This window comes from Arthrobacter sp. 18067, assembly GCF_902706295.1.
Classification (GTDB): Bacteria; Actinomycetota; Actinomycetes; order Actinomycetales; family Micrococcaceae; genus Arthrobacter.
In genome coordinates this window covers 203,849-227,252 of sequence record NZ_CACSJJ010000002.1, presented here as the reverse complement: position 1 = coordinate 227,252, position 23,404 = coordinate 203,849, and the positions used below count along the sequence as shown (strand labels likewise).

The following is a 23,404-nucleotide window of genomic DNA, read 5'->3' as shown; positions in this document are numbered from 1 at the left end:
GCTTTCAGAGGCCCGCATTGCCGGATTCCGGCAATGCGGGCTTTTGCGTTTTCCGGCAAGATGGAAAGCATGACTTTCCAGCCCGCACCTGAAACTGAAAACCACGACGACGGCGCGCGCCTCCACGGGGAATATAAGGTCCCAGGCGGAAAACTCGTGGTGGTTGACCTGGAAGTTGTGGCTGGACGCTTCGCCGACGTTTCACTAAGCGGTGATTTCTTCCTGGAACCCGACGAAGCACTGCAGGACATCAACACCGCGCTCACGGGTATCCCCGACAATTCAACGGCGGCAGAAATCGCCGCGGCCGTCACTATGGGGCTGCCCGAAGGCGCCGTGCTGTTTGGGTTCTCCGCAGAAGCCGTGGCCGTAACAGTCCGCCGTGCACTGTCCAAAGCCACAGGCTGGGCTGACCACCAGTGGGACGTCATTCCGCCCTCAGTCCTGCCCACCCAGGTCAACGTAGCCCTGGACGAGATCCTCACCGAAGAAGTCGGCGCAGGGCAGCGTAACCCCACTCTGCGGTTCTGGGACTGGGAAGAACCCTCCGTGGTCATCGGCAGCTTCCAATCCGTTCGAAACGAAGTGGACCCCGAGGGCGTTTCCCGCCACGGCATCACGGTCGTGCGCAGGATCAGCGGTGGCGGAGCCATGTTTATGGAGGCCGGCAACTGCATCACCTACTCGCTGTACCTGCCGCAGACGTTGGTTGACGGCATCAGCTTCGCCGACTCGTACGCGTTCCTCGACGCCTGGGTCATGGCTGCCTTGGAGAAACTAGGCATCAGCGCCTACTACATTCCCCTCAACGACATCGCAACAGACCAAGGCAAGATCGGCGGAGCAGCGCAGAAACGGCTCGCCAACGGTGGCATGCTCCACCACGTGACCATGAGTTACGACATCGACGCCGACAAGATGGTTGAGGTCCTGCGCATCGGCAAGGAGAAACTCTCCGACAAGGGAACCCGGAGCGCCAAGAAACGTGTGGACCCCCTGCGACGCCAAACCGGGCTGGCCCGCACCGCCATCCTGGCTGCCATGCAGGAGGTCTTCATGGAGCGCTATGGTGCGGTGGAGTCCCGCCTCACCGAGGCGGAGCTCGGTGAGGCAAAGAAGCGAGTGGACACGAAGTTCGGCACCACCGAATGGCTGAACCGGGTGCCGTAGCTCCCGCCCTCCGGCGGGGCCTAACCTGTGGCGGCCTGCGCCGTGAGTGCCCGAAGCAGGTGGCTGCGCTGCTCGATGATGATGCGGCGCAATGCCCTCGGAGCGTCCGGGTGGGACTGCAGCCACTGGTCCGTACGTTTGAGGACCGGATGTTCGGAAGGCTGCATGCCATCCGCCAGGTCCTGGGCACCCGGGTACAGGCCCCGCACAATCCTGCCCGCGATCTCGATGCTGCGCTCCGCCCATACCTGTTCAAGGCACTCGAAGTACGGCTCAACGTAGGGTTCCAGCATGAACCCTGGGCCGGTGGCAAAGCCGGCGATCGTTGCACTCAGGATCTCGTTGGAAAGTTCTGTGCTGTTGACCGCGGAATCCCAGGCAGCCGCCTTCACCGACGCCTCAGGGATGGCAGCCGACGCCAGTGCGTGGCCTTCCCGGCCAGATGCTGTCTTGTCTGCTTGGAGCTCCCTGTCCAGTTCGGCCCTTGTCGCCTGCCCCTGGGCGGACAGGGCCTGCCAGAGGCTCCACCGCAATTCCGCGTCGACAGCCAGTCCCTGAATGACAGTGCCGCCCTCCAGGATTCCCCGCAGGAAGGGAAGTTCGCTGTCTCCGTGCCTGGACACTTCTGCCAAGGTCCTGGCCCAAGCCAGCTGCTGGTCGGAACCCGGAACCGCCGCCTTGATATTGGCGGTCACCGCTGCGAGGAAGTCCTTGCGCACCCGTCCGCGTGTCGTGAATGGGACGTAGCGTTCTATAGCGCCGGAGGCATTGCCGAGCACGTTCAACAAAACCCCGATGCCAGTTTCCGATGGCGCAAACTGCTCCACCGCGGCAACGTAGCGCGCGGCCGGGGTGACGCCGTCGCGGGCAGAATCCCACAGAGCGGTCCAGCAGAGGGCGCGGGCCATGGGGTCGGTGATTTTGTCGAGCGATGCCCGAACGGTGTTTTCGGAGCCGGGGTCCAGCCGTACTTTGGCGTAGCTAAGGTCATCGTCGTTGACCAGAAGCAGTGCAGGACGGGGCTTTCCGCTCAGTTCCGGCACGAGGGTGCTGGGCCCTGCGACGTCAATCTCGACGCTTTCGGACCGGACGAGCTTTCCCGTTGCATCAGGTTCGTACAGGCCAAGCCGCAACCGATGGGGACGAAGTTCCTGATGGCCCGTGATGGGATCGATAGCGTCCTGGCTAAGCGTCACGGCGCCAAGGACTCCTCCGTCTTCTACGAGCTCGGCCGAAATGGTGGAGATGCCGGACGTCTGAAGCCATTGGCGCGCCCACTCCCCAAGGTCCCTTCCCGAGGCAGTGCCGAGAGCCTGGAGGAGGTCCTGCAGGGAGGTGTTGCCGAACTCGTGGTCGCGGAAGTACTGACGGGATCCAGCAATGAACGCGTCGAAGCCGACGTACGCCACCAATTGCTTAAGGACCGATGCGCCCTTGGCATAGGTGATGCCGTCGAAGTTTTGCTTAGCAGCCTCGAGGTCCGGAATGTCGGCCACAATCGGGTGCGTTGTGGGCAGCTGGTCCTGCAGGTAGGCCCAGGCTTTGCGCTTGTTTGCGAAGTTCACCCACGCGGTGTCCCAACCTGTGGCCCGGTCCACGCCAAGTGTCCCCATGTAGTCGGCGAACGACTCCTTGAGCCAGAGGTCGTCCCACCAGTTCATGGTCACCAGATCGCCGAACCACATGTGGGCCATCTCGTGCATCAGGGTATTGGCGCGGGCCTGGTACTGGGCATCGGTGGCGCGGGAGGCGTAGACGTACTTCTCAGTGAAGGTGACCAGCCCGGGGTTTTCCATGGCTCCGAGGTTGTATTCGGGCACGAAAGCCTGATCGTACTTGCCCCACGGGTAGGGGTAGTCGAACAGCTCGTTGAAGAAGGCCAACCCGCTCTTGGTCAATCGGAAGAGTTCATCGGCATCGAAGGAGCCCGACAAGGACGCGCGGCAGAATAGCGCCAGCGGCACGTCAAGGCGGGTACCGTCGTCGAGCGTTGCTCCCCAGTGGTCTGTCGCCTTGAAGTAGGGTCCGGCGAGCACGGTGGTGATGTAGGTGGACATGCGCTTGGTAGTGGCGAAGTCCCATTGTGCGGCTTGGTCAGTCAGGGGAGTGCGCGTCGACTCAACCCCGTTGGAAGCGACCTCCCAGCCACTCGGCGCGATCACGTGGAAAGTAAATTCGGCTTTGAGGTCGGGCTGTTCAAAGTTGGCGAAAACGCGACGGCTGTCCGCCGGCTCGTACTGGGTGTAGAGGTAGCACTGGCCATCGGCGGGATCGACAAAGCGGTGCATACCCTCCCCGGAGCGGCTGTAGAGTGCCGTTCCGGTCACCGTCACCGTGTTGTCGGCTGCGAGGCCTTCCAGGACTATCCTGTCGCGGTCCACCACTGAACCAACGTCAAGCGCCCGGCCGTTCAACATCACCGACTGCACGCTTCCGCTGATGAAATCCAGGAAGGTGGCAGAGCCAGGCGTTGCAGAGAAGGTGACGGTGCTGGTACTCGGATAGCCGGCGACTGCGGGATCTTCCGCGTCGCGGACATCGAGGGTGACGTCGTAGCTGTGGGTGGTGATCAGGGCTGAACGGGTGGCGGCTTCATCGCGCGATAGGTTGTGATTCGACACACAGCTATCTAATCATGATCAGGGCGGCGCCCAAGCCCAACGATGCGATGAGCATCCACGAGCCCAGGGCCACCAGGACAGCACGCCCTCCGGTGTGGATCAGGGTCCGTATACGCACCGCTGATCCCAGTCCAAACAGCGCCGTCGCCAGGAGGATGTCTTGGACAGCGGCCGCGATTTCCAGTGTTACCGGGGACGCCCAACCCAAGGAGCGGACGGCCACCAGCGCGAGGAAGCCCAGCACGAAAAGCGGAACGATTGGCGGGAACCTTCCGTCGGATTCGGCGCTTCCGTCGGCATCACCGATGGCCCGTTCCCTGACGTCGAGGAATCGCTGGTGCAACCCTGCCGTGGCGGCAACAGGCGCCAGCAGGACAACCCGCGTCAGTTTCACGACGACGGCGATCGCCAGGGCCGATGCCCCGGCAGTTTGCGCTGTGGCCACTACCTGGCCAACATCATGAACGGACGCTCCCGTCCACGCCCCGAACTGCTCAGGACTCAGGTTCAGAGGATGCATGAGGAGGGGCAAGACGCCAATAGCCAAAGTGCCGCACAAGGTCACGAGAGCGACCGGCAACACAGTGTCCTGGTGCTTGATCCGCCTCACAGCAGCCATGGCTCCGATCGCCGAGGCGCCGCAGATGGAGAAGCCCGTGGCAATCAGCAACGCTGTCTCTCCCGGAAGGCGCAACAGGCGGGCCAAGCCGTAGGTCCCGGCGAAGCTGAGCAGCACAACGGCGGTGATCAACAGCAGCGCCAGCCAGCCAAGGTCGAGCACATCGCCGATGCTGACCTTCAGTCCCAGCAAGACGATGCCTGCACGCATGAGGTGTTTCCCGGCGAAGTCCAGGCCCGGGCGGGCGCGCCCCGCTGTCAACACCGCGGTGCCCGGTATATTTGCTGAGAGCAGGCCCAAAGCAACAGCGAGCGTCATAGCCGGTACCGCCGGAAACACGGCGTGGATGGCGAAAGCAACACCCGTAGCGGTGATGCCCAGGACCAGCCCAGGCCCCAGCCGGGAGAGTTGTGGCGCAAGACTGTTGAAGGGCATGCCTCAACCCTGCCGGATGGGGGCACGGAAAGGCGAACCGGGAGTCTCCGGAAACCGCGACACAATCAGCGCGTAATGCGCTCGACTCAAAAAGGTGATTGTCTAATTCCCATGTCTGACCTATTCCAGGATTACTCCGAGGCTGCTGCACGCAGCGGCGCCTACGACGAGATGTTTGCCCCCGGCCACGTGGCCAGAAAATCCTACGGTCAGGTCTCCGGTGCCCTGCGCGAGCTTTCCCTTGCGGATGTCACCGCACGTGCGGATTCGATGGCACGTACCTTCCTGGACCGCGGCGTGACCTTCGACTATGCGGGGGAGGAGCGGCCGTTCCCGCTGGACATTGTTCCCCGCGTCATTCCGGCCGATGAGTGGGATGTACTGGAACGGGGCGTCGCCCAGCGGGTCAAGGCCCTTGAGGCTTTCCTGAACGACGTCTATGGCCGTATGGCCGTGGTGACTGACGGTGTGATTCCCCGGCAACTCGTGACCACCAGTGCGCACTTCCACCGGGCAGTACACGGTTTTGAACCGTCAGGCGGCGTTCGAGTGCATGTCTCGGGCATTGACGTCGTTCGCGACGCGGCCGGGACGTTCCGGGTACTTGAGGACAACGTCCGCGTTCCATCCGGCGTCAGTTACGTCCTGGAGAACCGCCGTGCCATGGCCAAGGGCCTGCCTGAGGCCTTCGGTCAGCAGCACATCCGGCCCGTAGAGGAATACCCACGGCGGCTACTCTCCGCACTCCGTAAAACAGCTCCGGCGGGTGTGGACGATCCGACAGTGGTTGTCCTGACGCCGGGAGTGTTCAACAGCGCCTACTTTGAGCACACGCTGCTCGCGGGGCTCATGGGCGTGGAGCTGGTGGAAGGTCGCGACCTCATTTGCCGTGGCAACCGCGTCTATATGCGAACCACGGCAGGTGAACAGCGCGTGGATGTCATCTACAAGCGCATCGATGACGACTTCCTGGATCCCCTCCAATTCCGCTCCGATTCCATGCTCGGCTGCCCGGGGCTGGTCAATGCCGCACGTGCCGGGGGAGTGACCATCGCCAACGCTGTGGGCAACGGCGTAGCCGACGACAAGCTCGTGTACAGTTACGTGCCTGACCTGATCCGGTACTACCTTCACGAAGAGCCGATCATCGCCAACGTTGACACTTTCCGGCTCGAGGAAAAGGAAGCCAGGGAGCATGTGCTGGACCGCCTCGACGAACTGGTGGTCAAGCCGGTGGATGGCTCAGGTGGCAAGGGATTGGTCATCGGACCCGACGCCACGAAGGAAGAACTCGACGCCCTGCGCAAGCGCGTCATTGCCGATCCGCGCGGATGGATCGCCCAGCCCGTCCTGCAACTCTCCACTGTGCCCACGCTTTCCGGAGACAAGTTCGGACCCCGCCACGTCGACCTCCGACCCTTCGCGGTTAACGACGGCGATGACGTCTGGGTCCTGCCCGGCGGCCTCACCCGTGTGGCGCTCAAGGAAGGCTCCTTGATTGTGAACTCCAGCCAAGGCGGCGGTTCCAAGGACACGTGGGTATTGGCCGATTCACCGCAATTGCCCGCTGAGATCATCCCCCGCCAGTCCGTCACCGTCCGTGAACAGGTATCCGTGTGGCCCGTGGAAACCAACTGGCGTGACCGCCAAACGGAGCAGCAGCAGTGAACCCGATCCACCACCACTTGAACTTCGACATGCACCACGCGAAGGAGGCAGTTCCATGCTGAGCCGTATTGCTGAATCACTCTTTTGGATCGGACGCTACGTAGAGCGCGCCGACGGTACCTCCAGGATCCTGGATGTGCACCTCGAGCGCCTCAACCACCTGCCTCTTGAAGAGCAGCGCAGCGTCGCCCGTGAACTCCTTGCCGTCATGGGCGCCAAGCCCCAGAGCGAGGATTTCGGCTTGCCCGAACTCCTCCACGCCCTGGCATACGACAAGCAGAGCGCGTCCTCCATTGCCGGTTCCCTGGGCGCCGCACGCGAGAATGCACGCCGCGCGCGGGAAACCGTCTCCCAGTCCCTTTGGGAAAGCCTCAACACCACCTATTACGGCCTCAACCAGCACCGTAAGGACGTTGTAGGAACCTACCGTTTTTGCAACTGGGTTCTGGAGCGGACCGCCATGGTCCGCGGCCTCGCAGACACCACGGTCAGCCACGATGAAAGCTGGTTGTTCATGGTGCTCGGCCGCTCCCTTGAGCGGGCAGACATGACTGCGCGCATGCTCTCAACACGGGATGTGCAGTCCGCAGGAATGTCATGGGTCAACATGCTTCGGTGTGCAGGTGCCTACGAGTCCTTCATCCGTACCCGCAGGGCAGCGTTCGGAGACCAGCACGCGGCGGAATTCCTGCTCCTGGATCGTCTGTTCCCGCGTTCGATTGTCTACGCCCTGCGCGATGCCGATGAGTGCCTGGCTAAGTTGGACCCGTCAGCGCAGCGTGTTGGCTTCATCAACGATGCCCGGCGCATTGTTGGCCAGGCCAGAACATTCCTTGAGTTCCACCGCACAGACGACCTCATGTCCGAGCTGCCCGAGCACATGGAACGTGTGCAGAAGGCCGTGACGCAGGCGTCGGACGCGATTTCCCGTAAGTACTTCAATCAGGCTGATGAGCACGCCTGGGTGGGAGAAGTTTCATGACCCGGCTGAGCATCGTCCACAAGACGGCCTACAAATACAATCGCCGCGTGACGTTGTCCTACAACGAAGCCCGGATGACTCCGCTGACTGACGGCCAGCAGGTGGTCCTGGAGTCCTCCCTGAAGGTCTCGCCCAACCAGGCATCCGTCAGTACCTACCGTGACTATTGGGGAACCCGGGTCACCGCATTCGATATGCAGATGCCGCATGAAAGCCTTGAGGTCCTTGCGACTGCCACTGTGGAAGTGCATCGCACCGAGCGGGTGGCAGTTGAGGATGACATTGTGGGATGGGACGTCATCGCGTCGGACAAGGTCCAGGACGAGTTCAGCGACTGGTTGCCCCAGTCCAGGCTCAGCGGACCCGGCGAGGAAGTCCTGGGCATTGTTCCGGGTGTTGTCGAAGGCAAGAATCCCCATGAGGCAGCCTTGGCCGTCTTCTCGTGGATGGCCGGCGAAATGACCTACATGAAGGGCACTACCGGCGTAACCACCAACGCCGAGCAAGCTTGGTCGCAGCGCCAGGGCGTGTGCCAGGACCTGGCCCACTTGGCCATCGGCGCTTTGCGCTGCAGCGGCATCCCTGCCCGCTACGTTTCGGGATACATCCACCCCAGGTCCACGGCGGACATCGGCGAAACCGTTGCCGGCCAGTCACATGCCTGGTTGGAATGGTGGGATGGCGAGTGGCGCAGCTGGGACCCGACCAACCACAAACCAGCGGGTGACTACCACGTGACAGTGGCGAGGGGCCGGGACTACCGTGATGTTCCGCCGCTGAAGGGCATCTTGTCCGGTGGCGGCGGTTCCGGACTCTCCGTTTCCGTGGAGATCACCCGCCTCGCGTAGGAGTTGACTCGCACAGGAATTTGAGTGCAGATAAGGCCCTTAAGAGCTGCTCTTAGGGGCCTTATCTGTACAAAAAAAACTTCAGATTTTCTACCAGGGCGACGGCTTGTAGTCCTTCAGGAAGACACCGTACTGGTCCTCGCCTTTTTCACCCATCACGATGGGGTCGTACACGCGGGCAGCGCCGTCCACCAGATCCAAGGGGGCATGGAATCCTTCTTCCATGAGCCGCACCTTGGTGTAGTGGGGGCGCTCGTCAGTGATCCAACCCGTATCTACTGCGGTCATGAGGATGCCGTCGGAATCCAACATTTCCTGTGCGCTTGTTCGGGTCATCATGTTCAGCGCGGCCTTGGCCATGTTGGTGTGGGGGTGTCCGGGGCCTTTGTAAGCCCGGGAGAACTGCCCCTCCATGGCTGAGACATTCACGATGTACTTCCGGTTCGCGGTGGACCGTTTCATGGCATCACGAAGTCGGCTCACCAGCAGGAAGGGTGCCGTGACGTTGCACAACTGGACTTCAAGCATTTCAAGCGGATCCACCTCATCCACCACTTGAGTCCAGCTGTTGATGGAGGCAAGGTCCGGGACCAGGCCACCGGCATCGATGGCCGTTCCGGACTCAATCCTCTCCAGTGACGCCGATCCCGTGGACAGCGCCAGCGAGGTGATCGCGTCGCCAGCCAAAACAGGGTGTTCAGTGACGCTGCTCGCGAGTGCCAGCGGGTGCTTGTCATGCGCGTGGCCGAACGTCACCAGCTCAGGTCCACCGTTGGCGGCTTCCAGCGCGGCCGGCAAGGCCTCATCTTCTGCGTCAACCAACGGCTTGTAGGCGTTCCCGGAGCGTCGCACGGTCTGGGCGGCATTGTTGATGATGATGTCCAGCGGGCCAGCCTCGTTGAGCGAGTCCGTCAAGGCCATCACCTGGGCCGGATCGCGGAGGTCGATGCCAACGATGCGCAGGCGGTGCAGCCAGTCTGCGCTGTCTTCCATGGCAGCGAAGCGCCGGGCTGCATCCTTGGGGAAGCGCGTGGTGATGGTGGTGTGGGCGCCGTCCCGAAGGAGGCGCAATGCGATGTACATGCCGATCTTGGCACGCCCACCGGTCAACAACGCCCGCCGGCCCGTGAGGTCGGTGCGGGCATCTCTCTTGCTATGGCTGAAGGCCGCGCATTCAGGGCAGAGTTGGTGGTAGAAAGCGTCCACCTGCGTGTAGTGCTTCTTGCAGATGTAGCAGGGTCGCGAGCGGATGAGGTGGCCCGCAATTTCACCGGTAGCGGAGGGGGCCAGCTTGTTGCCGCGGGTTTCATCGTCAATCCGGTCCGGTGCTGCCGTGGCGGTCAGGGCAATCACGGCGCGGTCAGCGTCGGCAATGGAGTCGCGTTTGGTGACTCGGCGGTGGCGTTTGACGGCTTTGAACATCTTGCCGGTGGCACGCCGGACAGCAACATAGTCCGGGTGCTCTTCGTCGTAGACGTGGATCGTGGTCAGAACCTTGAGGCAGGCCTGGATCTCTTCAGGCGTCAGATCGGTGGAGCTCATTGACCTGATTTTACAGCCTTCGGACCCTATGGCCTGCCTCGGGTTCCCGCCATGACAGCGGGGGTGCCGGCCGGTTAGTTGGCGGCGCCCTGTGTTGCAGCATCTGCCACGCGTGACTGGATCCCGGCCGCTACCTTTTCGGCGGAGTCGCGGATGTCGGGGTCGTCATGGGTTGCAGCTTTGACCGCCTCCGGGAGACCCCGGCGGTGCTGGGCGGACAACGCCAACTCTGCCTCGCCCGGCTCGGGAACCACTTGGCCCTTCGCCAGGACAGTGATGCCGGACTCCGTGACCTTGTACCCGCGGGCCTTGTCCAAGGCCGGGTCCAAGCCAATTGCGGCACCAGCCGGAACCTTGACGTTCTTGTCGAGGATGGCCCGCTTGATGACGGCGCCTTCGCCGACGCGGACTTTGTCCATCAAGACGGAGTCCTGCACACGGCTGCCGGCCGCAACGTAGGCGTCGTTGGAGAGGACGGAGCCCTCAACGATGCCTCCGGAAATGACAACACCGCTGGCAACAATCGAATCGAGGGCGGTTCCCACCGTATTGTTCTCGCCGCGAACGAACTTTGCCGGCGGTGAAATGCTCTGGCGGGTGTAGATGGGCCACTCGGAGTTGTACAGGTTGAAAACCGGTACAGGCGAGATGAGGTCCATGTGGGCGTCGTAGAACGAGTCGATGGTACCGACGTCGCGCCAGTAGGTCCGGTCCCGATCGGTGGCACCTGGGATGTCATTGAGCGTGAAGTCGTACACGCCCGCTTCACCCTGGTCCACGAAGTACGGAATGATGTCGCCACCCATGTCGTGTTTGGTGTCCAGGCGTTCCGCGTCCACGTGCAGTGCCTCCACAAGGGCATCCGCGTTGAAGACGTAGTTGCCCATCGAGGCCAGGAACTGCGTGGGATCCGCTGCCAGCCCGGGGGTGCTGGCAGGCTTTTCCACGAAGGCCGCTATCTTCTGCGGATCGTTCTGGTCGACCTCGATCACGCCGAACTGGTTGGCCATGTTCAGTGGCTGGCGCACGGCGGCGACAGTAGCCTTGGCGCCACTGGCAATGTGCTGCTCCACCATCTGGGAGAAGTCCATGCGATACACGTGATCAGCGCCGACCACTACCACGATGTCCGGGGCGTCGTCATGGATGAGGTTCAGCGATTGGTAAATGGCATTTGCACTGCCAAGGAACCAGCTTTTGCCCACGCGCTGTTGCGCAGGAACAGAAGCCACATAGCGTCCCAGCTGCGTTGACATGCGCCAGGTTTCCGAGATGTGCCGGTCAAGGCTGTGCGATTTGTACTGCGTCAGAACGACGATTTTCAAATATCCCGAATTAACGAGATTGGATAGTGCAAAGTCAATTAACCTGTAGCCGCCTGCGAACGGAACCGCGGGCTTGGCCCGGTCCGCCGTCAGCGGCATGAGTCGGTTGCCTTCTCCGCCTGCCAATACGATTGCCAGAACTTTCTTCAACGCCATGGTCACAGCTCCCCGTACGTCTTCGTATCCCCCAAAAGTCCGATTTTCCGGACTCTTTCACACTAGAACACATACGCCGGAACGACTACGTTGGTTAGCGTGCGAATAGACATTGTGACTAAAGAATTCCCTCCGGAAATTTATGGCGGTGCCGGTGTCCACGTTGCCGAGCTCAGCCGGGTGCTGGCAAAGCACGTCGACCTTCATGTGCGGGCGTTCGGCGCGCCACGTGATGCCGACTATCACGGGGCTACCGTGGCGTCCTACGCCACGCCCGAAGACCTCGGCGAAGCCAACGCCGCCCTCCAGACCCTTGGCGTGGACTTGAGGATCGTTCCGGACATTGCGGGAGCGGACCTGGTCCACTCGCACACCTGGTACGCGAACATGGCCGGCCACCTCGCCTCGCTGCTGCACGGAATTCCCCATGTGCTCAGCGCCCACAGCCTGGAGCCCCTCCGCCCGTGGAAGGCTGAGCAGCTCGGAGGCGGCTATGCGCTGTCCTCCTGGGTGGAGAAGACTGCGTACGAGGCGGCCGCGGCGATCATTGCCGTGTCCGACGGCATGCGCCAGGACATCCTCCGCAGCTACCCGGATGTGGATCCGGACAAGGTACGCGTAGTCCACAACGGCATCGATGTTTCCCTCTGGGAACGCGACGAAGAGGACGACGCGATCCGGGACCTTGGCATCGATCCTGCCAAGCCCAGCGTGGTCTTCGTGGGCCGCAACACCCGCCAGAAGGGTGTTCCGTACCTGCTCCGCGCCGCGTCGGGCCTGCCCGACGACGTCCAGTTGGTCCTGTGCCTCGGTGCCGCCGACACTCCGGAACTCGCCGCTGAAACTGCACGCCTCATTGAGGAACTGCAGTCCAAGCGCCAAGGCGTCATTCTCATCGAGAGGATGCTGCCCCGGAAGGAACTCATCCAGGTCCTCAGCCATGCCACAGCCTTCGCCTGCCCGTCCATTTACGAGCCCTTGGGCATCGTGAACCTTGAGGCCATGGCTTGCGGCGCAGCTGTGGTTGCCAGCGCCACCGGCGGCATTCCGGAGGTGGTCCAGCATGGCGAAACCGGACTCCTCGTCCCGCTGGAACAGGTTACCGACGGGACCGGGACGCCATTGGACCCCGAGAAGTTCGTCAGCGATTTCGCCGCTGCCCTGAATGAGGTGGTGGCCGACCCAGCCCGCGCCCGCGAAATGGGTATTGCGGGACGACGCCGGGCCGAAGAACACTTCTCGTGGGAATCCATCACCGAAACAACGCTTGAGGTCTACAGGTCGGTCCTGCGCTGATTCAGCCCGGGCCGAAGGCTCACCCCTGAGTCCAAACAGCAGGACAAACCACGACGGCGCCGCCCCCTTTGGTGGGACGGCGCCGTCGTGCGTGACAAAAGTTCCGGAACTGTTCACCGCCTGGCAGCGGAGTGCTGCTAGCGGGCTTTTGCCGCCTTCAGGGCGAGGAGCGTTTTCTCGTCTGCGGGAGCGCTGCCGCTGGCGCGCTGTTCGCGGAAGTGCTTCCGGGCCTCGCTCTGGCGGCTGGCTTCTGCGCCTGTCGCGATCGAGGCCCGCAGGTGCTCGGGCCCATAGCCAAAGGCGTCTACAAGGTCCACGGCGTGCGGGCGGATCTTGACGAGCAAACGATTGATGTAGGTACCCACAGTCCGCCCGCGCTGCATCGAGAGGCGACCGTTCATCAGGTACCAGGAGAGGTGCTTCTCGATCAGGGACAGACCGAAGAGGTCGCGCAGCCAGGTTAGGACGCGCTTGGTTCCCTCATCCGGCGCCTGCGTCAGGGCCTCGGTGAAGGCTTCCCACTGGAGAAGTTCCGCGTGGGCCTGCGCTGCTTCGATGAGTTCGTGCTGATGCTGGTTGAACAGCGCCGCAGCCTGGTGCTGGGGAAGCTTGTTCGCCCCCTTCAGCGCCGCGCCGACTTCGGCAACCATGGACTGCACCCGGTCAGCGAGCAGGGTCCGCTGGCCTTCCTCGTCGCGCAAAGCCAAAGCCGCCTTCTGGACCGACCCCGTGTCGGCGACGAACTGGGCCACTTGGCGAAGACCCGTCCGGTGCAGGGCCACGCCTGCAGCCTGGTCCACTACATAGCGCGCAAGCACACCGAAGTCTGCGCTGCGGAATTCCTTGGCGTAATCGGCGAGGAGGCGCTTGGCGACCAACTGCAGCAGCACGGTGTTGTCGCCTTCGAACGTGACGTAGACATCGAGGTCGGCCCGCAACGAAGCAAAGCGGTTCTCGATCAGGAATCCGGCGCCGCCGCAAGCTTCACGGCATTCCTGAAGGGTATCCAGGGCGTGCCAGGTGCTGAGTGGCTTGAGTGCGGCTGCCAAGGTCTCCAGGTCCTGGCGGTCGGCGTCGGTGTCGTGGGCGCCCGAGAAAACGTCGTCGAACTTCTGCAGGAGCTGTTCGTGGGCGAAACTGGCCGCGTACGTAGTGGCCAGCCTGGTGAACAGCCGGCGCTGGTGCCGTTGGTAGTCCAACAGGACTTCCTCGTCCGTCGCCGAGGAAGCGTTGAACTGACGACGCTCGGTGGCGTACTGGATGGCAGTCTTGAGGGCCACCTTGCTTGCGGCTACCGCGGCCCCGTCCAAGGAAACGCGGCCCTGGACGAGGGTGCCCAGCATGGTGAAGAAGCGGCGTCCCGGGCTCTCGATGGTGGAGGAGTAAGTACCGTCCACAGCGACGTCGCCATAGCGGTTCAGCAGGTTGGTGCGGGGGATGCGCACGCCGGTGAAATGCAGCCGGCCATTGTCGATGCCGTTGAGGCCGCCCTTGATTCCATCATCTTCGCCTCCGATGCCGGGGAGGAATTCCTTGGTGGCCGGATCGCGGAGTTCCACGTAGAAAGCATGCACACCGTGGTTGACGTTTTGGGTGATCAGCTGGGCGAACACCACCGCGGCGAGGCCATCATGGGCCGCGTTGCCGATGTAGTCCTTCCACGCCGCCCGGAAGGGAGTGTTGATGACGAATTCCTGGCTGGCGTCGTCGTATGTCGCCGTGGTTGCAATGCTTGCGACGTCGGAGCCATGCCCGGTTTCGGTCATTGCGAAGCAGCCGGGGATCTCCAAGCTCATGATGCCGGGGAGCCACTTGTCGTGGTGTTCAACAGTTCCAAGATGCATCACCGCGGAGCCGAACAGGCCCCACTGAACTCCGGCCTTGATTTGAAGTGAGGGGTCGGCCGTGACCAACTCCTCGAAGCCCGCAATGTTTCCGCCGTGATCGTCGGAGCCCCCCAGCCGGGTAGGGAACGCCCGATGGACTGCATTGTTGTCCACCAGGAATTTGAGCTGCTCGAACACGCGGGCGCGGTGCTCGGTGTGATGCATTCCTTCAATCTTCTGCACTGCCGGATTGCCGGCCACTTCACGTGCCTGGTGGCGGATGTGGGCCCACTTGCCGAGGAGCTGCTCTCCGAGCGCGGCGACATCAACCACAGGCTCGACGCCGGCGGCGGCGTCGCTGCCTGAGGGTTGATGGGCTGATGAGGTCCGGTCCACTACTTCAGTCATGTTGCTTCCTTCTTTGGTTCCGACAACTGATGAGTCATTGCTGGTGTCAGGTGGTGGTTTTGAGTGCCGGGGCAATGCCGAGGCACAGCCAATCGGTGATCTGCCCCGCCATTGTTGCCTGGTCAGGTTTACCGGCTCCGGCGGGACTTCCCAGCCACATTTCGCCCGCGTTCCTGACAAGTCCTATGGCGGCAGTGGGCCAGTAGACAATGACGGCTTCTTTCTCTGCACCCAGGTACTCCCGCATGGGGTTGGCGATCATGTCCGTGATCTGCTCGAAGAAGTTTCCCAGCGCGCCGGACGCGGCGATCGCGTCCTGCGACGAGGCTTCTCCGGGGCTGAGCCGGGTGATGAACGCGTACACGTTGGGGCTGGATTCGGCCATTTGAAGATAGGCGGAGACCATGGCGAACAACCCCTCGCGGGGAGTCTGCGCAAGTTGGGCCGCTTCCTGCATGCGACGCTGCATCTGGCCGAGCACTACCTCGCCCATGGCTTGCTGAAGTCCGGCCTTATCGCCGAAGTAGCGGTAATAGACGGACTTCGATGTTCCGGCGGCTCCCGCGATGTCTTCCATGGAAGCGTCACTCCCGAGCCTGTGAACAGCCTTCCGCGCTGCCCGGATGAGTTCCCGACGACGCTCTTCGCGGTGGGACTGCCAGCGGGCTGCCCGGCCGTCAACCATCGGCCCGGCGTCCGAGGAGGCCCCCACCGGCGGAACGTGGGAGTCGCCCGCCCGGGTATCGGCGGCGGTGATGATTTCTTCGTGGCGGCTGTTCACGATACCCAGCGTATCAGGTACGCTGGGTATCAGTAACTGGCTTTGATCAAAGGAGACAACATGGCTGTAGCAGACGAGACCTCAGGCGGAACCCGGAACCAGGGTTCCGCACCCCAGGCACCACGCGCCGCTGTGATCGTCGGTGGCAACCGCATCCCGTTTGCGCGAACAGGTGGCGCCTACGTCAAGTCGTCCAACCAGGACATGCTTACCGCTGCGCTGGATGGGTTGATCGCCAGATTCGGGCTGCAGGACGAACGCATCGGTGAAGTGGCGGCAGGGGCCGTACTCAAACACTCGAGGGACTTCAACCTCACCAGGGAGGCCGTCCTCGGATCCGCTTTGTCCCCGGAGACCCCTGCATATGACCTCCAGCAGGCCTGTGCCACGGGCCTTGAGACTGTGATCGGCTTGTCCAACAAGATCAAGTTGGGGCAGATCGATTCGGCGATCGCCGGCGGAGTGGACTCGGCTTCCGATGCCCCGATCGCCGTCAGCGAGGGGCTGCGGGAGATCCTCTTGGACCTGAACCGCGCCAAGACGCCTGTGCAGAAGCTGAAGATCATCGGCCGTGTCCGCCCCAAGGATCTGGCGCCGGACGCGCCTAACACGGGCGAGCCACGCACCGGCCTGTCCATGGGCGAACACCAGGCACTCACCACAGCGCAGTGGAAGATCACCCGCGAAGCCCAGGACGAACTCTCTTTCAACAGCCACCGCAACCTCGCCGCCGCGTACGAACGTGGCTTCTTTGATGACCTCATCACTCCTTACCGCGGGCTCAACCGCGACTCCAACATGCGGGCTGACACCACGCTGGAGAAGCTCTCCTCGCTGAAACCCGTATTCGGCAAGAATCTCGGCTCCGAGGCCACCATGACCGCCGGCAACTCAACGCCGTTGACGGATGGTGCGTCCACAGTCCTTCTGGCGACAGCAGAGTGGGCCGACGCCCATGGCCTGCCCAAGCTCGCAACGGTCCTTGATGGTGAAGCCGCAGCAGTAGACTTCGTCCACGGCAAGGACGGCCTGCTTATGGCGCCCGTCTTCGCTGTACCCCGCTTGTTGGCCCGTCACGGGCTAACCCTTGAAGACATCGACTTCTTCGAAATCCATGAAGCCTTCGCCGGAACAGTCCTGAGCACGCTGGCTGCTTGGGAAGACGAAGACTTCGGCCGGACACGCCTCGGGCTTGACGGAGCGCTCGGCAAAGTGGACCGGGCCAAGTTGAACGTCAATGGATCATCACTTGCCGCCGGACATCCGTTCGCTGCAACGGGTGGCAGGATCGTGGCCTCCCTTGCGAAAATGCTGCACGAGAAGGGCTCCGTAGATGGACGCCCGGCACGCGGCCTGATCTCTGTTTGCGCCGCCGGCGGCCAGGGCGTTGTTGCCCTTCTGGAAGCAGCATAGGGGAACTCCATGACAGACAAATACACACAGCTCGTCAGTCACGGACTGGGCAAGGACGTCGCCAAAAGGCTCGGTCTGCCGCAACCCGTGGTGCTTCGACGCTACCAACCCGGAGCCCCGCTGGTGACCGGTCCCGTACTGGTAATCGGCGACAGCGCAGGAGCAGATGATATTGCCACAACCCTCCTGGGGTGGGGCTTGGATGTCCGGCGCAACGCCTTGCCCAAAGAGGAACTGGGCGCCATCGTTGTGGTGCTCGACGCCGTCCAGCATCCCCGCGATTTGAGCAAATCCGTGCTGACTGCGGGCACCTCCCTCCGGGACCTGGCCGCCAATGCCCGGGTGGTCACGATCTCCCGGACGTCACAGTCCGCCCCAAGCCCTGCGTCGGCTGCCGCCCGCCAGGGCATTGACGGCTTGCTGCGTTCGCTTGCCAAGGAGCTGAGGGCCGGCACGACAGCCAACGGCATACTCCTCGACGATGACCTCGCGACCACCAGCCCGTCGGCATTGGGCGCACTCAGGTTCTTCCTTTCCGGGCGTTCCGCGTACGTGGACGGACAATTCCTGACAGTCAGCTCCACCTCAGGCATGCTGCCAAACGATTCGGACAAGCCGTTGGCCGGGAAGGTTGCAGTAGTCACCGGAGCAGCCAGGGGCATCGGTGCGGCCATCGCCCGGACGCTGCACCGCGACGGCGCCACGATAGTCGCTGTGGACATTCCCGCAGCCGGGGACCACTTGGCAGCAGTGGCCAACGAGGTCCGGGGCACCGCACTCCAGCTCGATATCAGTCGGGACGACGCGGGGCACCGGATCATCGAGCACGCCATTGAACGTTACGGCCGGCTCGACATCGTGGTCCACAACGCTGGAATCACGCGCGACAGGCTCCTTGCAAACATGGACGAAGGCCGCTGGCAGTCTGTCATCGCAGTCAACATCGCGGCGCAGCTGAACATCAACGAGGCCCTTATGGCATCGAAGTACTTCAAGGACGCACCCCGCATCGTCTCGGTGGCCTCCACCAGCGGCATCGCCGGCAACAGGGGCCAGACCAACTATGGCGCTTCCAAAGGCGGCGTGATCGGTATGGTGAGGTCCACTGCGGCCTTGATGGAATCCTTCGGCGGAACCATCAACGCTGTTGCTCCTGGGTTCATCGAAACCGAAATGACAGCCAAGATGCCCTTTGCCATCCGCGAGGCGGCCCGCAGGCTCAATTCGCTGAAGCAGGGCGGCCAGCCCCAGGACGTGGCCGAAGCCATCGCTTTCCTGGCCAGTGACGCTGCTGGTGGAATTTCCGGTGAAGTTCTGCGCGTCTGCGGACAACAACTGGTGGGAGCATGACCGAGCCCCAGCCGGTAGTTCTTGGGGAGTTGCCATCGCTGTCCAAGCTGTACGTCAATGCTGCAACAACTGCCGCCCGCCGCCGGGTAATGGGGACGTCGGCGGGAGAGCGGTTGCCGGTTGTCAGCCATGAGGTCAGGAACGTCCTGGCCGATGTTGGAAACCTGACCGCGTACCAACACCTGGTGGGGGAGACTGCGAGCGACATCCTGCCGGCGGGCTATGTCCATGCGCTGGCCTTCCCCGTATCCATGAGTGTGATGAATCGTGACGACTTTCCCTTGCCGCTTCTGGGAATGATCCACCTGAGGAACCATGCGGAGCAGCACGCGCCCATCCTCTTCTCCGAGCCACTGGACATCAGATCCTGGGCGGAGAACCTGGCTGGTCACAGGGCGGGGACACAGCTGGATGTTATGGCTGAAGTCCGTTCGGCTTCCAGTGGTGACTTGCTGTGGCGAGGTGTCTCAACGTACCTCGCCAAGGGCGTCTTCCTGCCAGGCATCGACAAGCCAGGCAACTCGAATGGTTCACCTGGGTCCAGCGATTTTTCGCCGCCGGATCCCACGGCGTTGTGGCAACTCGGCCTGGATGCCGGGCGGAATTACGCCACGGTTTCCGGTGACTTCAATCCGATCCACCTCAGCGTTCTATCTGCCAAAGCCTTGGGGTTGCGCGGTTCCATAGCCCACGGAATGTACCTGGCCTCCCGTGCCCTTGCGGACGTTGGGGCGGTCAAATCAGACTCCTTTGCCTGGGACGTCACCTTTGAGGCTCCGGTGTTCCTCCCAGCGCGCGTCGCCTTGGACATTGCAACGGTCCATTCAGGGTCCGGAGGCTGGGAGCGCTCGGACTACGTGGCGTGGAATCCGCGCAGCGGCCGGCGTCATTTCACGGGCACAGTTTCAGCCTTGTCTTAAAGCAGACACGACTCTTAGAGCAGACATGGCTCTTAAGGCAGACACGGACGACGGCGGTGCGCACCCTGAGGTGACCGCCGCCGCCGTCGTTAATTACTTGGCGGTGAGGCAGCTCAGCTGCGCGCCGCAGTACTTTCCGGGACGTACGCACCGGCCCAGCGGAAGACTTCCTCGAAGAACCGGCTCCGTGCGGGCTCGGCAGAGAGCGCGAGGTCATGGATTCCGCCGTCTATCCTTGCCAACGTGACCAATCGACCGAGCCGTGTGCTGCGATCAGCAATGTGCCGGACGTCGAGGACGATATCCGAGGAAGCAATGGTCTCCATCGGCGCCGTTTCTGCGGCACTGGCTGTGGAGGCGCACACCAAGACCGGGCACCGGATATCCAGGCCCCTGGCAAGTTCGGCGTGTCCACGCCTGATGGCCCGCAGCCAGCCGGCAAGAACGGGGAATCCTTCCAGTGGCTTCCACTTGAGGTTGAAGTCCCATGCGCCACCGGTTGTGGCGTGCAGGCTCCGCCCGTAGTGCTCACCCAGCACACCCACCTGCCGCCGCGGCTGATAGTTGGCAAGGCGTTCGACGACGGCGGTCCCCACCATGCGCTGCAGCAAAGGCTTGTTGAGGTCGAACCAAGGGCTGTTCAAGACCAAAGCGTCCACGATGCCATCGAAGCGATGCCGGTGCGCCCACAGGCTGGTCACCAACCCGCCAGTGGAGTGGCCCAGGACAACCAGGACGTCGTGGCCATCCTCTTCCTTGATGATGCGGGCGGCCTCATCCAGCTCTTCGTCATAGCTCTGGAGTGACTCGATGTAGTTGGGGGTCTGGTGGGGGCGGAGGGAGCGTCCGTACTTTCGCAGATCCAGTGCGTAGAAGTCGAATCCGGCGTTGATCCACTCATCCGCCAAGTGTGTCTGGAAGAAGTAGTCCACAAAGCCGTGGACGTAGAGGACAGCCCGCCCACCGGCCTGCTGCGTCTTCCTGGAGACCAAGGTGGCCGTCACGTCGCCCTCGGCATCCGGCTGGAGAGTCAGCGTCCGTGCCACGTAGTCGGGACCGAGGATGTCTTCGCAACTGGCCATGTTTTCCTTATGTGAGCAGGGAAGAAACAATTGTGATCAAAATCGCATTGTAAGTGGAGCAATGATTTCAGGGCAAAACAAACAAGGCCTGGAATCCATGGATTCCAGGCCTTGCGATTGTGCGCGGAGGGGGACTTGAACCCCCACCCCCTTTCGAGGACTAGCACCTCAAGCTAGCGCGTCTGCCATTCCGCCACCCGCGCAGGTGGTGTTCAGAGAGGCCGTTCTGCACCTTCCGGTGCTTCACTTTCCTCCGAAGCAGCGAGAAAAACTCTAACACGGTTTCGGGATGCTGAAAAATCGGCGCTGGTCAGGGCGCCTCCCACGGACGCCCGGCGACCCGTGGCGCAACCAATGCCTGACTGAGGTCGCTGCTGGTGAGTAGGCTGATGGAACACGGGACGGGCTGCGGAATCCGCAGTGCGCGTCACCGGAACCTGCAGCCCAGCCACGCAAGGAGAGTTTCCATGTCTGTCATCCGCCCCGAAGACGAAGTCGTCCGGATCTGCCAGGAGCTCATCCGCATTGACTCCTCCAACTTCGGCGACGACTCCGGACCCGGGGAGCGTGCTGCAGCCGAATACACCGCCGGGCTCATCACGGAAGTTGGTCTCGAGGCCGAGATCTTCGAGTCCGCCCCGGGGCGGGCAAACGTTGTAACGCGCCTGGCGGGGGAGGACCCTTCGGCCGACGCCCTGGTGGTGCACGGTCACCTGGACGTTGTTCCTGCCCTTAAGGACCAGTGGAGCGTCGATCCCTTCAGCGGTGAACTGAAGGATGGGCTGGTCTGGGGGCGTGGTGCCGTGGACATGAAAGACATGGACGCAATGATCCTGTCGGTCATGCGCGACTTTGCCAGGACGGGCCGCAAGCCCAAGCGCGACATCATTTTTGCCTTCTTTGCCGATGAAGAGGCCGGCGGTACGTATGGTGCTCGGTACGCCATCGAACATCGGCGCGAGCTCTTCGACGGCGCCACCGAGGCAATCTCTGAGGTTGGCGGATTCTCCGCCACCATCGGTGGCCAGCGGACCTACCTGCTCCAAACTGCCGAAAAAGGATTGTCCTGGCTGCGGCTCGTGGCACATGGGCGGGCAGGCCACGGTTCCCAGATCAACACCGACAACGCCGTCACCCGGCTTGCCGCTGCAGTAACCAGGATCGGCGAGTACAAATGGCCGGTGGAGCTGACGCCTACCACGCGGCAGTTCCTTGACGGCGTGACTGAACTGACCGGCGTCGAATTCGATGCCGACAACCCGGACATCCTCCTCAAGGAGCTGGGCACGGTAGCCCGATTTGTGGGCGCGACACTGCAGAACACGTCGAACCCCACGTTGCTGCGGTCCGGCTACAAACACAATGTCATCCCCGAATCGGCAGAGGCCTTCGTGGACTGCCGCACTCTTCCCGGCCAACAGGAACTTGTCTTCGAAACCATCAAGGAACTCGCCGGCGACGGCATCGAGATCAGCTACGTCAACAAGGACGTGTCCCTGGAGGTGCCCTTCGCAGGCAATCTGGTTGATTCAATGATCGACGCCCTGCACTCCGAGGATCCCGGCGCCAAGGTGCTTCCGTACACGCTCTCCGGGGGCACGGACAACAAGTCCCTGAGCAAGATTGGCATCACCGGGTATGGCTTTGCTCCGCTGATGCTGCCCGACGAACTTGATTTCACCGGCATGTTCCACGGCGTTGACGAACGCGTTCCGGCCGAGTCCCTCCAATTCGGTGCCCGCGTCCTGAACAGGCTGCTGAGCAACTACTAACCGTAATCACCAGAAGGAGGCCTGGCCATGGTTCCCGAAGAAATCCTTCCCGACGCCCTGCTTGAGCGCCTGCGCGGCCGAGCGGCCGGCTACGACCAGAACAACGCGTTTTTCCACGAGGATCTGGAGGAACTGGCGGCGGCCGGATACCTTAAGCTCTTCGTGCCAGAGGTCGACGGCGGATTCGGGCTCGGCCTCGAAGCGGTAGCTGCCTTGCAGCAGCGTCTCGCCACGGCTGCCCCGGCCACAGCATTGGCGGTCAATATGCACCTGGTGTGGACCGGCGTCGCGCAGGTCATGGCGGCGCGGGGTGATGACTCCTTGGACTTCGTCCTGAAGGAAGCCGGCCAAGGAGAAGTGTTTGCTTTCGGCATCTCCGAAGCTGGCAACGACTCCATGTTGTTCGATTCCGGCACTGTGGCGGAGCCACTGCCCGATGGCAGCTACCGGTTCACCGGCAGGAAGATCTTTACGAGCCTTTCACGTGGCTGGACCCGGTTGGGGACGTTCGGGAAAGACGCGGATGCCCGGGACGGAGAGGGTGAGCTAGTCTTCGGCTTCCTCCGGCGGGATGAGCCCGGACATGAAACCCTCAGCGACTGGGACACTTTGGGAATGCGGGCAAGTGCTTCGAACACTACGCTCTTGCACGGCGCCGTCATTCCTGCGGATCGGATCTTCCGCAAGTTGCCGGTGGGGCCCAACAAGGACCTACTGATCTTTGCCATCTTCGCTTGCTTCGAAACGCTTCTGGCCGCGGTATATACCGGTGTCGCGGAGCGTGCTTTCACCCTTGGGGTGCAGAACGTCAAGCGACGGGTGTCGGCGAAGCATGGAGGACGCAGCTTTGCCCAGGATCCTGACATCCGTTGGAAGGTTGCCGACGCCGCTTTGGCCATGGACGGCATCTCCCCGCAGATATCCACGATTGCCCGCGACGTGGACAATCTGGTGGATCACGGAGCCCAGTGGTTCCCCAAACTGGTGGGACTCAAATCCCGGGCTACGGAAAACTCACGCCACGTGGTGGACCTGGCCATTCGGGTCACGGGAGGATCCAGCTACTTCAGGGGTTCCGAGATGGAGCGCCTCTACCGGGATGTTCTGGCGGGTATTTTCCATCCGTCCAACGACGAATCCGCGCACAACACCGTAGCCAACGCGTGGCTGGGGCCTTTGGAGGACTAGTG

At 62.5% G+C, this 23,404-nt stretch carries 17 protein-coding genes and 1 tRNA gene; 10 read left to right on the top strand and 8 right to left on the bottom strand.

All coding sequences use genetic code 11. From position 1 onward, the window contains the following. Positions 1 to 69 precede the first annotated feature (69 nt). Entirely contained in the window at positions 70 to 1,170 is a 1,101-nt protein-coding gene (locus GVL04_RS03525) for a biotin/lipoate A/B protein ligase family protein (RefSeq protein ID WP_200846736.1), read from the top strand. Positions 1,171 to 1,190: 20 nt separating this feature from the next. On the opposite strand, the gene pepN is transcribed toward GVL04_RS03525, so the two are convergent. After that, entirely contained in the window at positions 1,191 to 3,791 is a 2,601-nt protein-coding gene (gene pepN / locus GVL04_RS03520; protein WP_159699644.1) for an aminopeptidase N, read from the bottom strand. A 4-nt stretch (positions 3,792 to 3,795) separates the two neighbouring features. Further along, a complete protein-coding gene (locus tag GVL04_RS03515) occupies positions 3,796 to 4,845 on the bottom strand; it encodes a YeiH family protein (protein ID WP_159699641.1) in 1,050 nt (349 codons plus the stop codon). A gap of 111 nt (positions 4,846 to 4,956) precedes the next feature. On the opposite strand from GVL04_RS03515, the gene GVL04_RS03510 reads away from it, so the two are divergent. The 3 genes from GVL04_RS03510 to GVL04_RS03500 are packed head-to-tail and all read left to right on the top strand — an operon-like array spanning position 4,957 to position 8,343. Beyond that, the gene (locus GVL04_RS03510; RefSeq protein ID WP_159699638.1) at positions 4,957 to 6,513 is read left to right on the top strand and encodes a circularly permuted type 2 ATP-grasp protein; all 1,557 of its coding nucleotides are present in this window, start codon (positions 4,957 to 4,959) and stop codon (positions 6,511 to 6,513) included. 55 nt (positions 6,514 to 6,568) lie between these two features. After that, on the top strand, positions 6,569 to 7,495 hold the full coding sequence (locus GVL04_RS03505) for an alpha-E domain-containing protein (protein ID WP_026540668.1): 927 nt from the start codon (positions 6,569 to 6,571) through the stop codon (positions 7,493 to 7,495). Next, the gene (locus GVL04_RS03500) at positions 7,492 to 8,343 is read left to right on the top strand and encodes a transglutaminase family protein (RefSeq protein WP_159699635.1); all 852 of its coding nucleotides are present in this window, start codon (positions 7,492 to 7,494) and stop codon (positions 8,341 to 8,343) included. Before GVL04_RS03505 ends, GVL04_RS03500 begins: the two co-directional genes overlap by 4 nt. Positions 8,344 to 8,433: 90 nt before the next feature. On the opposite strand, the gene GVL04_RS03495 is transcribed toward GVL04_RS03500, so the two are convergent. Further along, positions 8,434 to 9,885 carry an SDR family oxidoreductase gene (locus GVL04_RS03495; RefSeq protein WP_159699632.1) on the bottom strand — a complete coding sequence of 484 codons (1,452 nt, stop codon included), beginning with the start codon at positions 9,883 to 9,885 and terminating at the stop codon, positions 8,434 to 8,436. Positions 9,886 to 9,959: 74 nt separating this feature from the next. Beyond that, on the bottom strand, positions 9,960 to 11,372 hold the full coding sequence (gene glgC / locus GVL04_RS03490; RefSeq protein ID WP_200846735.1) for a glucose-1-phosphate adenylyltransferase: 1,413 nt from the start codon (positions 11,370 to 11,372) through the stop codon (positions 9,960 to 9,962). A 93-nt stretch (positions 11,373 to 11,465) separates the two neighbouring features. On the opposite strand from glgC, the gene glgA reads away from it, so the two are divergent. Next, complete coding sequence (gene glgA / locus GVL04_RS03485) at positions 11,466 to 12,662, top strand: glycogen synthase (RefSeq protein WP_159699626.1); 1,197 nt, start codon at positions 11,466 to 11,468, stop codon at positions 12,660 to 12,662. 137 nt (positions 12,663 to 12,799) lie between these two features. On the opposite strand, the gene GVL04_RS03480 is transcribed toward glgA, so the two are convergent. Together GVL04_RS03480 and GVL04_RS03475 are read right to left on the bottom strand one after the other, a co-directional pair. Continuing rightward, on the bottom strand, positions 12,800 to 14,896 hold the full coding sequence (locus GVL04_RS03480; protein ID WP_159699623.1) for an acyl-CoA dehydrogenase: 2,097 nt from the start codon (positions 14,894 to 14,896) through the stop codon (positions 12,800 to 12,802). Positions 14,897 to 14,942: 46 nt separating this feature from the next. Next, positions 14,943 to 15,677, bottom strand: a complete 735-nt coding sequence (locus tag GVL04_RS03475; RefSeq protein WP_235036141.1) for a TetR/AcrR family transcriptional regulator — start codon at positions 15,675 to 15,677, stop codon at positions 14,943 to 14,945. A 60-nt stretch (positions 15,678 to 15,737) separates the two neighbouring features. Here GVL04_RS03475 and GVL04_RS03470 point away from each other — a divergent pair, with 60 nt between their 5' ends. Genes GVL04_RS03470 through GVL04_RS03460 form a run of 3 tightly spaced genes read left to right on the top strand, consistent with a single transcriptional unit; the run spans position 15,738 to position 19,360 of the window. Beyond that, complete coding sequence (locus GVL04_RS03470; protein WP_159699620.1) at positions 15,738 to 17,090, top strand: acetyl-CoA C-acetyltransferase; 1,353 nt, start codon at positions 15,738 to 15,740, stop codon at positions 17,088 to 17,090. A gap of 9 nt (positions 17,091 to 17,099) precedes the next feature. Continuing rightward, on the top strand, positions 17,100 to 18,440 hold the full coding sequence (locus GVL04_RS03465) for a 3-oxoacyl-ACP reductase (RefSeq protein WP_159699617.1): 1,341 nt from the start codon (positions 17,100 to 17,102) through the stop codon (positions 18,438 to 18,440). Continuing rightward, positions 18,437 to 19,360 (top strand): MaoC/PaaZ C-terminal domain-containing protein, encoded by a 924-nt coding sequence (locus tag GVL04_RS03460; RefSeq protein WP_159699614.1) that lies wholly within the window; start codon positions 18,437 to 18,439, stop codon positions 19,358 to 19,360. Before GVL04_RS03465 ends, GVL04_RS03460 begins: the two co-directional genes overlap by 4 nt. Before the next feature lie 113 nt (positions 19,361 to 19,473). On the opposite strand, the gene GVL04_RS03455 is transcribed toward GVL04_RS03460, so the two are convergent. Continuing rightward, positions 19,474 to 20,442, bottom strand: a complete 969-nt coding sequence (locus GVL04_RS03455) for an alpha/beta hydrolase (protein ID WP_159699611.1) — start codon at positions 20,440 to 20,442, stop codon at positions 19,474 to 19,476. A gap of 120 nt (positions 20,443 to 20,562) precedes the next feature. After that, positions 20,563 to 20,645 (bottom strand) — tRNA-Leu (locus tag GVL04_RS03450). A 264-nt stretch (positions 20,646 to 20,909) separates the two neighbouring features. Here GVL04_RS03450 and GVL04_RS03445 point away from each other — a divergent pair. Beyond that, positions 20,910 to 22,214 carry a M20/M25/M40 family metallo-hydrolase gene (locus tag GVL04_RS03445; protein WP_159699608.1) on the top strand — a complete coding sequence of 435 codons (1,305 nt, stop codon included), beginning with the start codon at positions 20,910 to 20,912 and terminating at the stop codon, positions 22,212 to 22,214. Between the two features lie 27 nt (positions 22,215 to 22,241). Continuing rightward, on the top strand, positions 22,242 to 23,402 hold the full coding sequence (locus tag GVL04_RS03440) for an acyl-CoA dehydrogenase family protein (RefSeq protein ID WP_159699605.1): 1,161 nt from the start codon (positions 22,242 to 22,244) through the stop codon (positions 23,400 to 23,402). Positions 23,403 to 23,404: the final 2 nt, after the last annotated feature.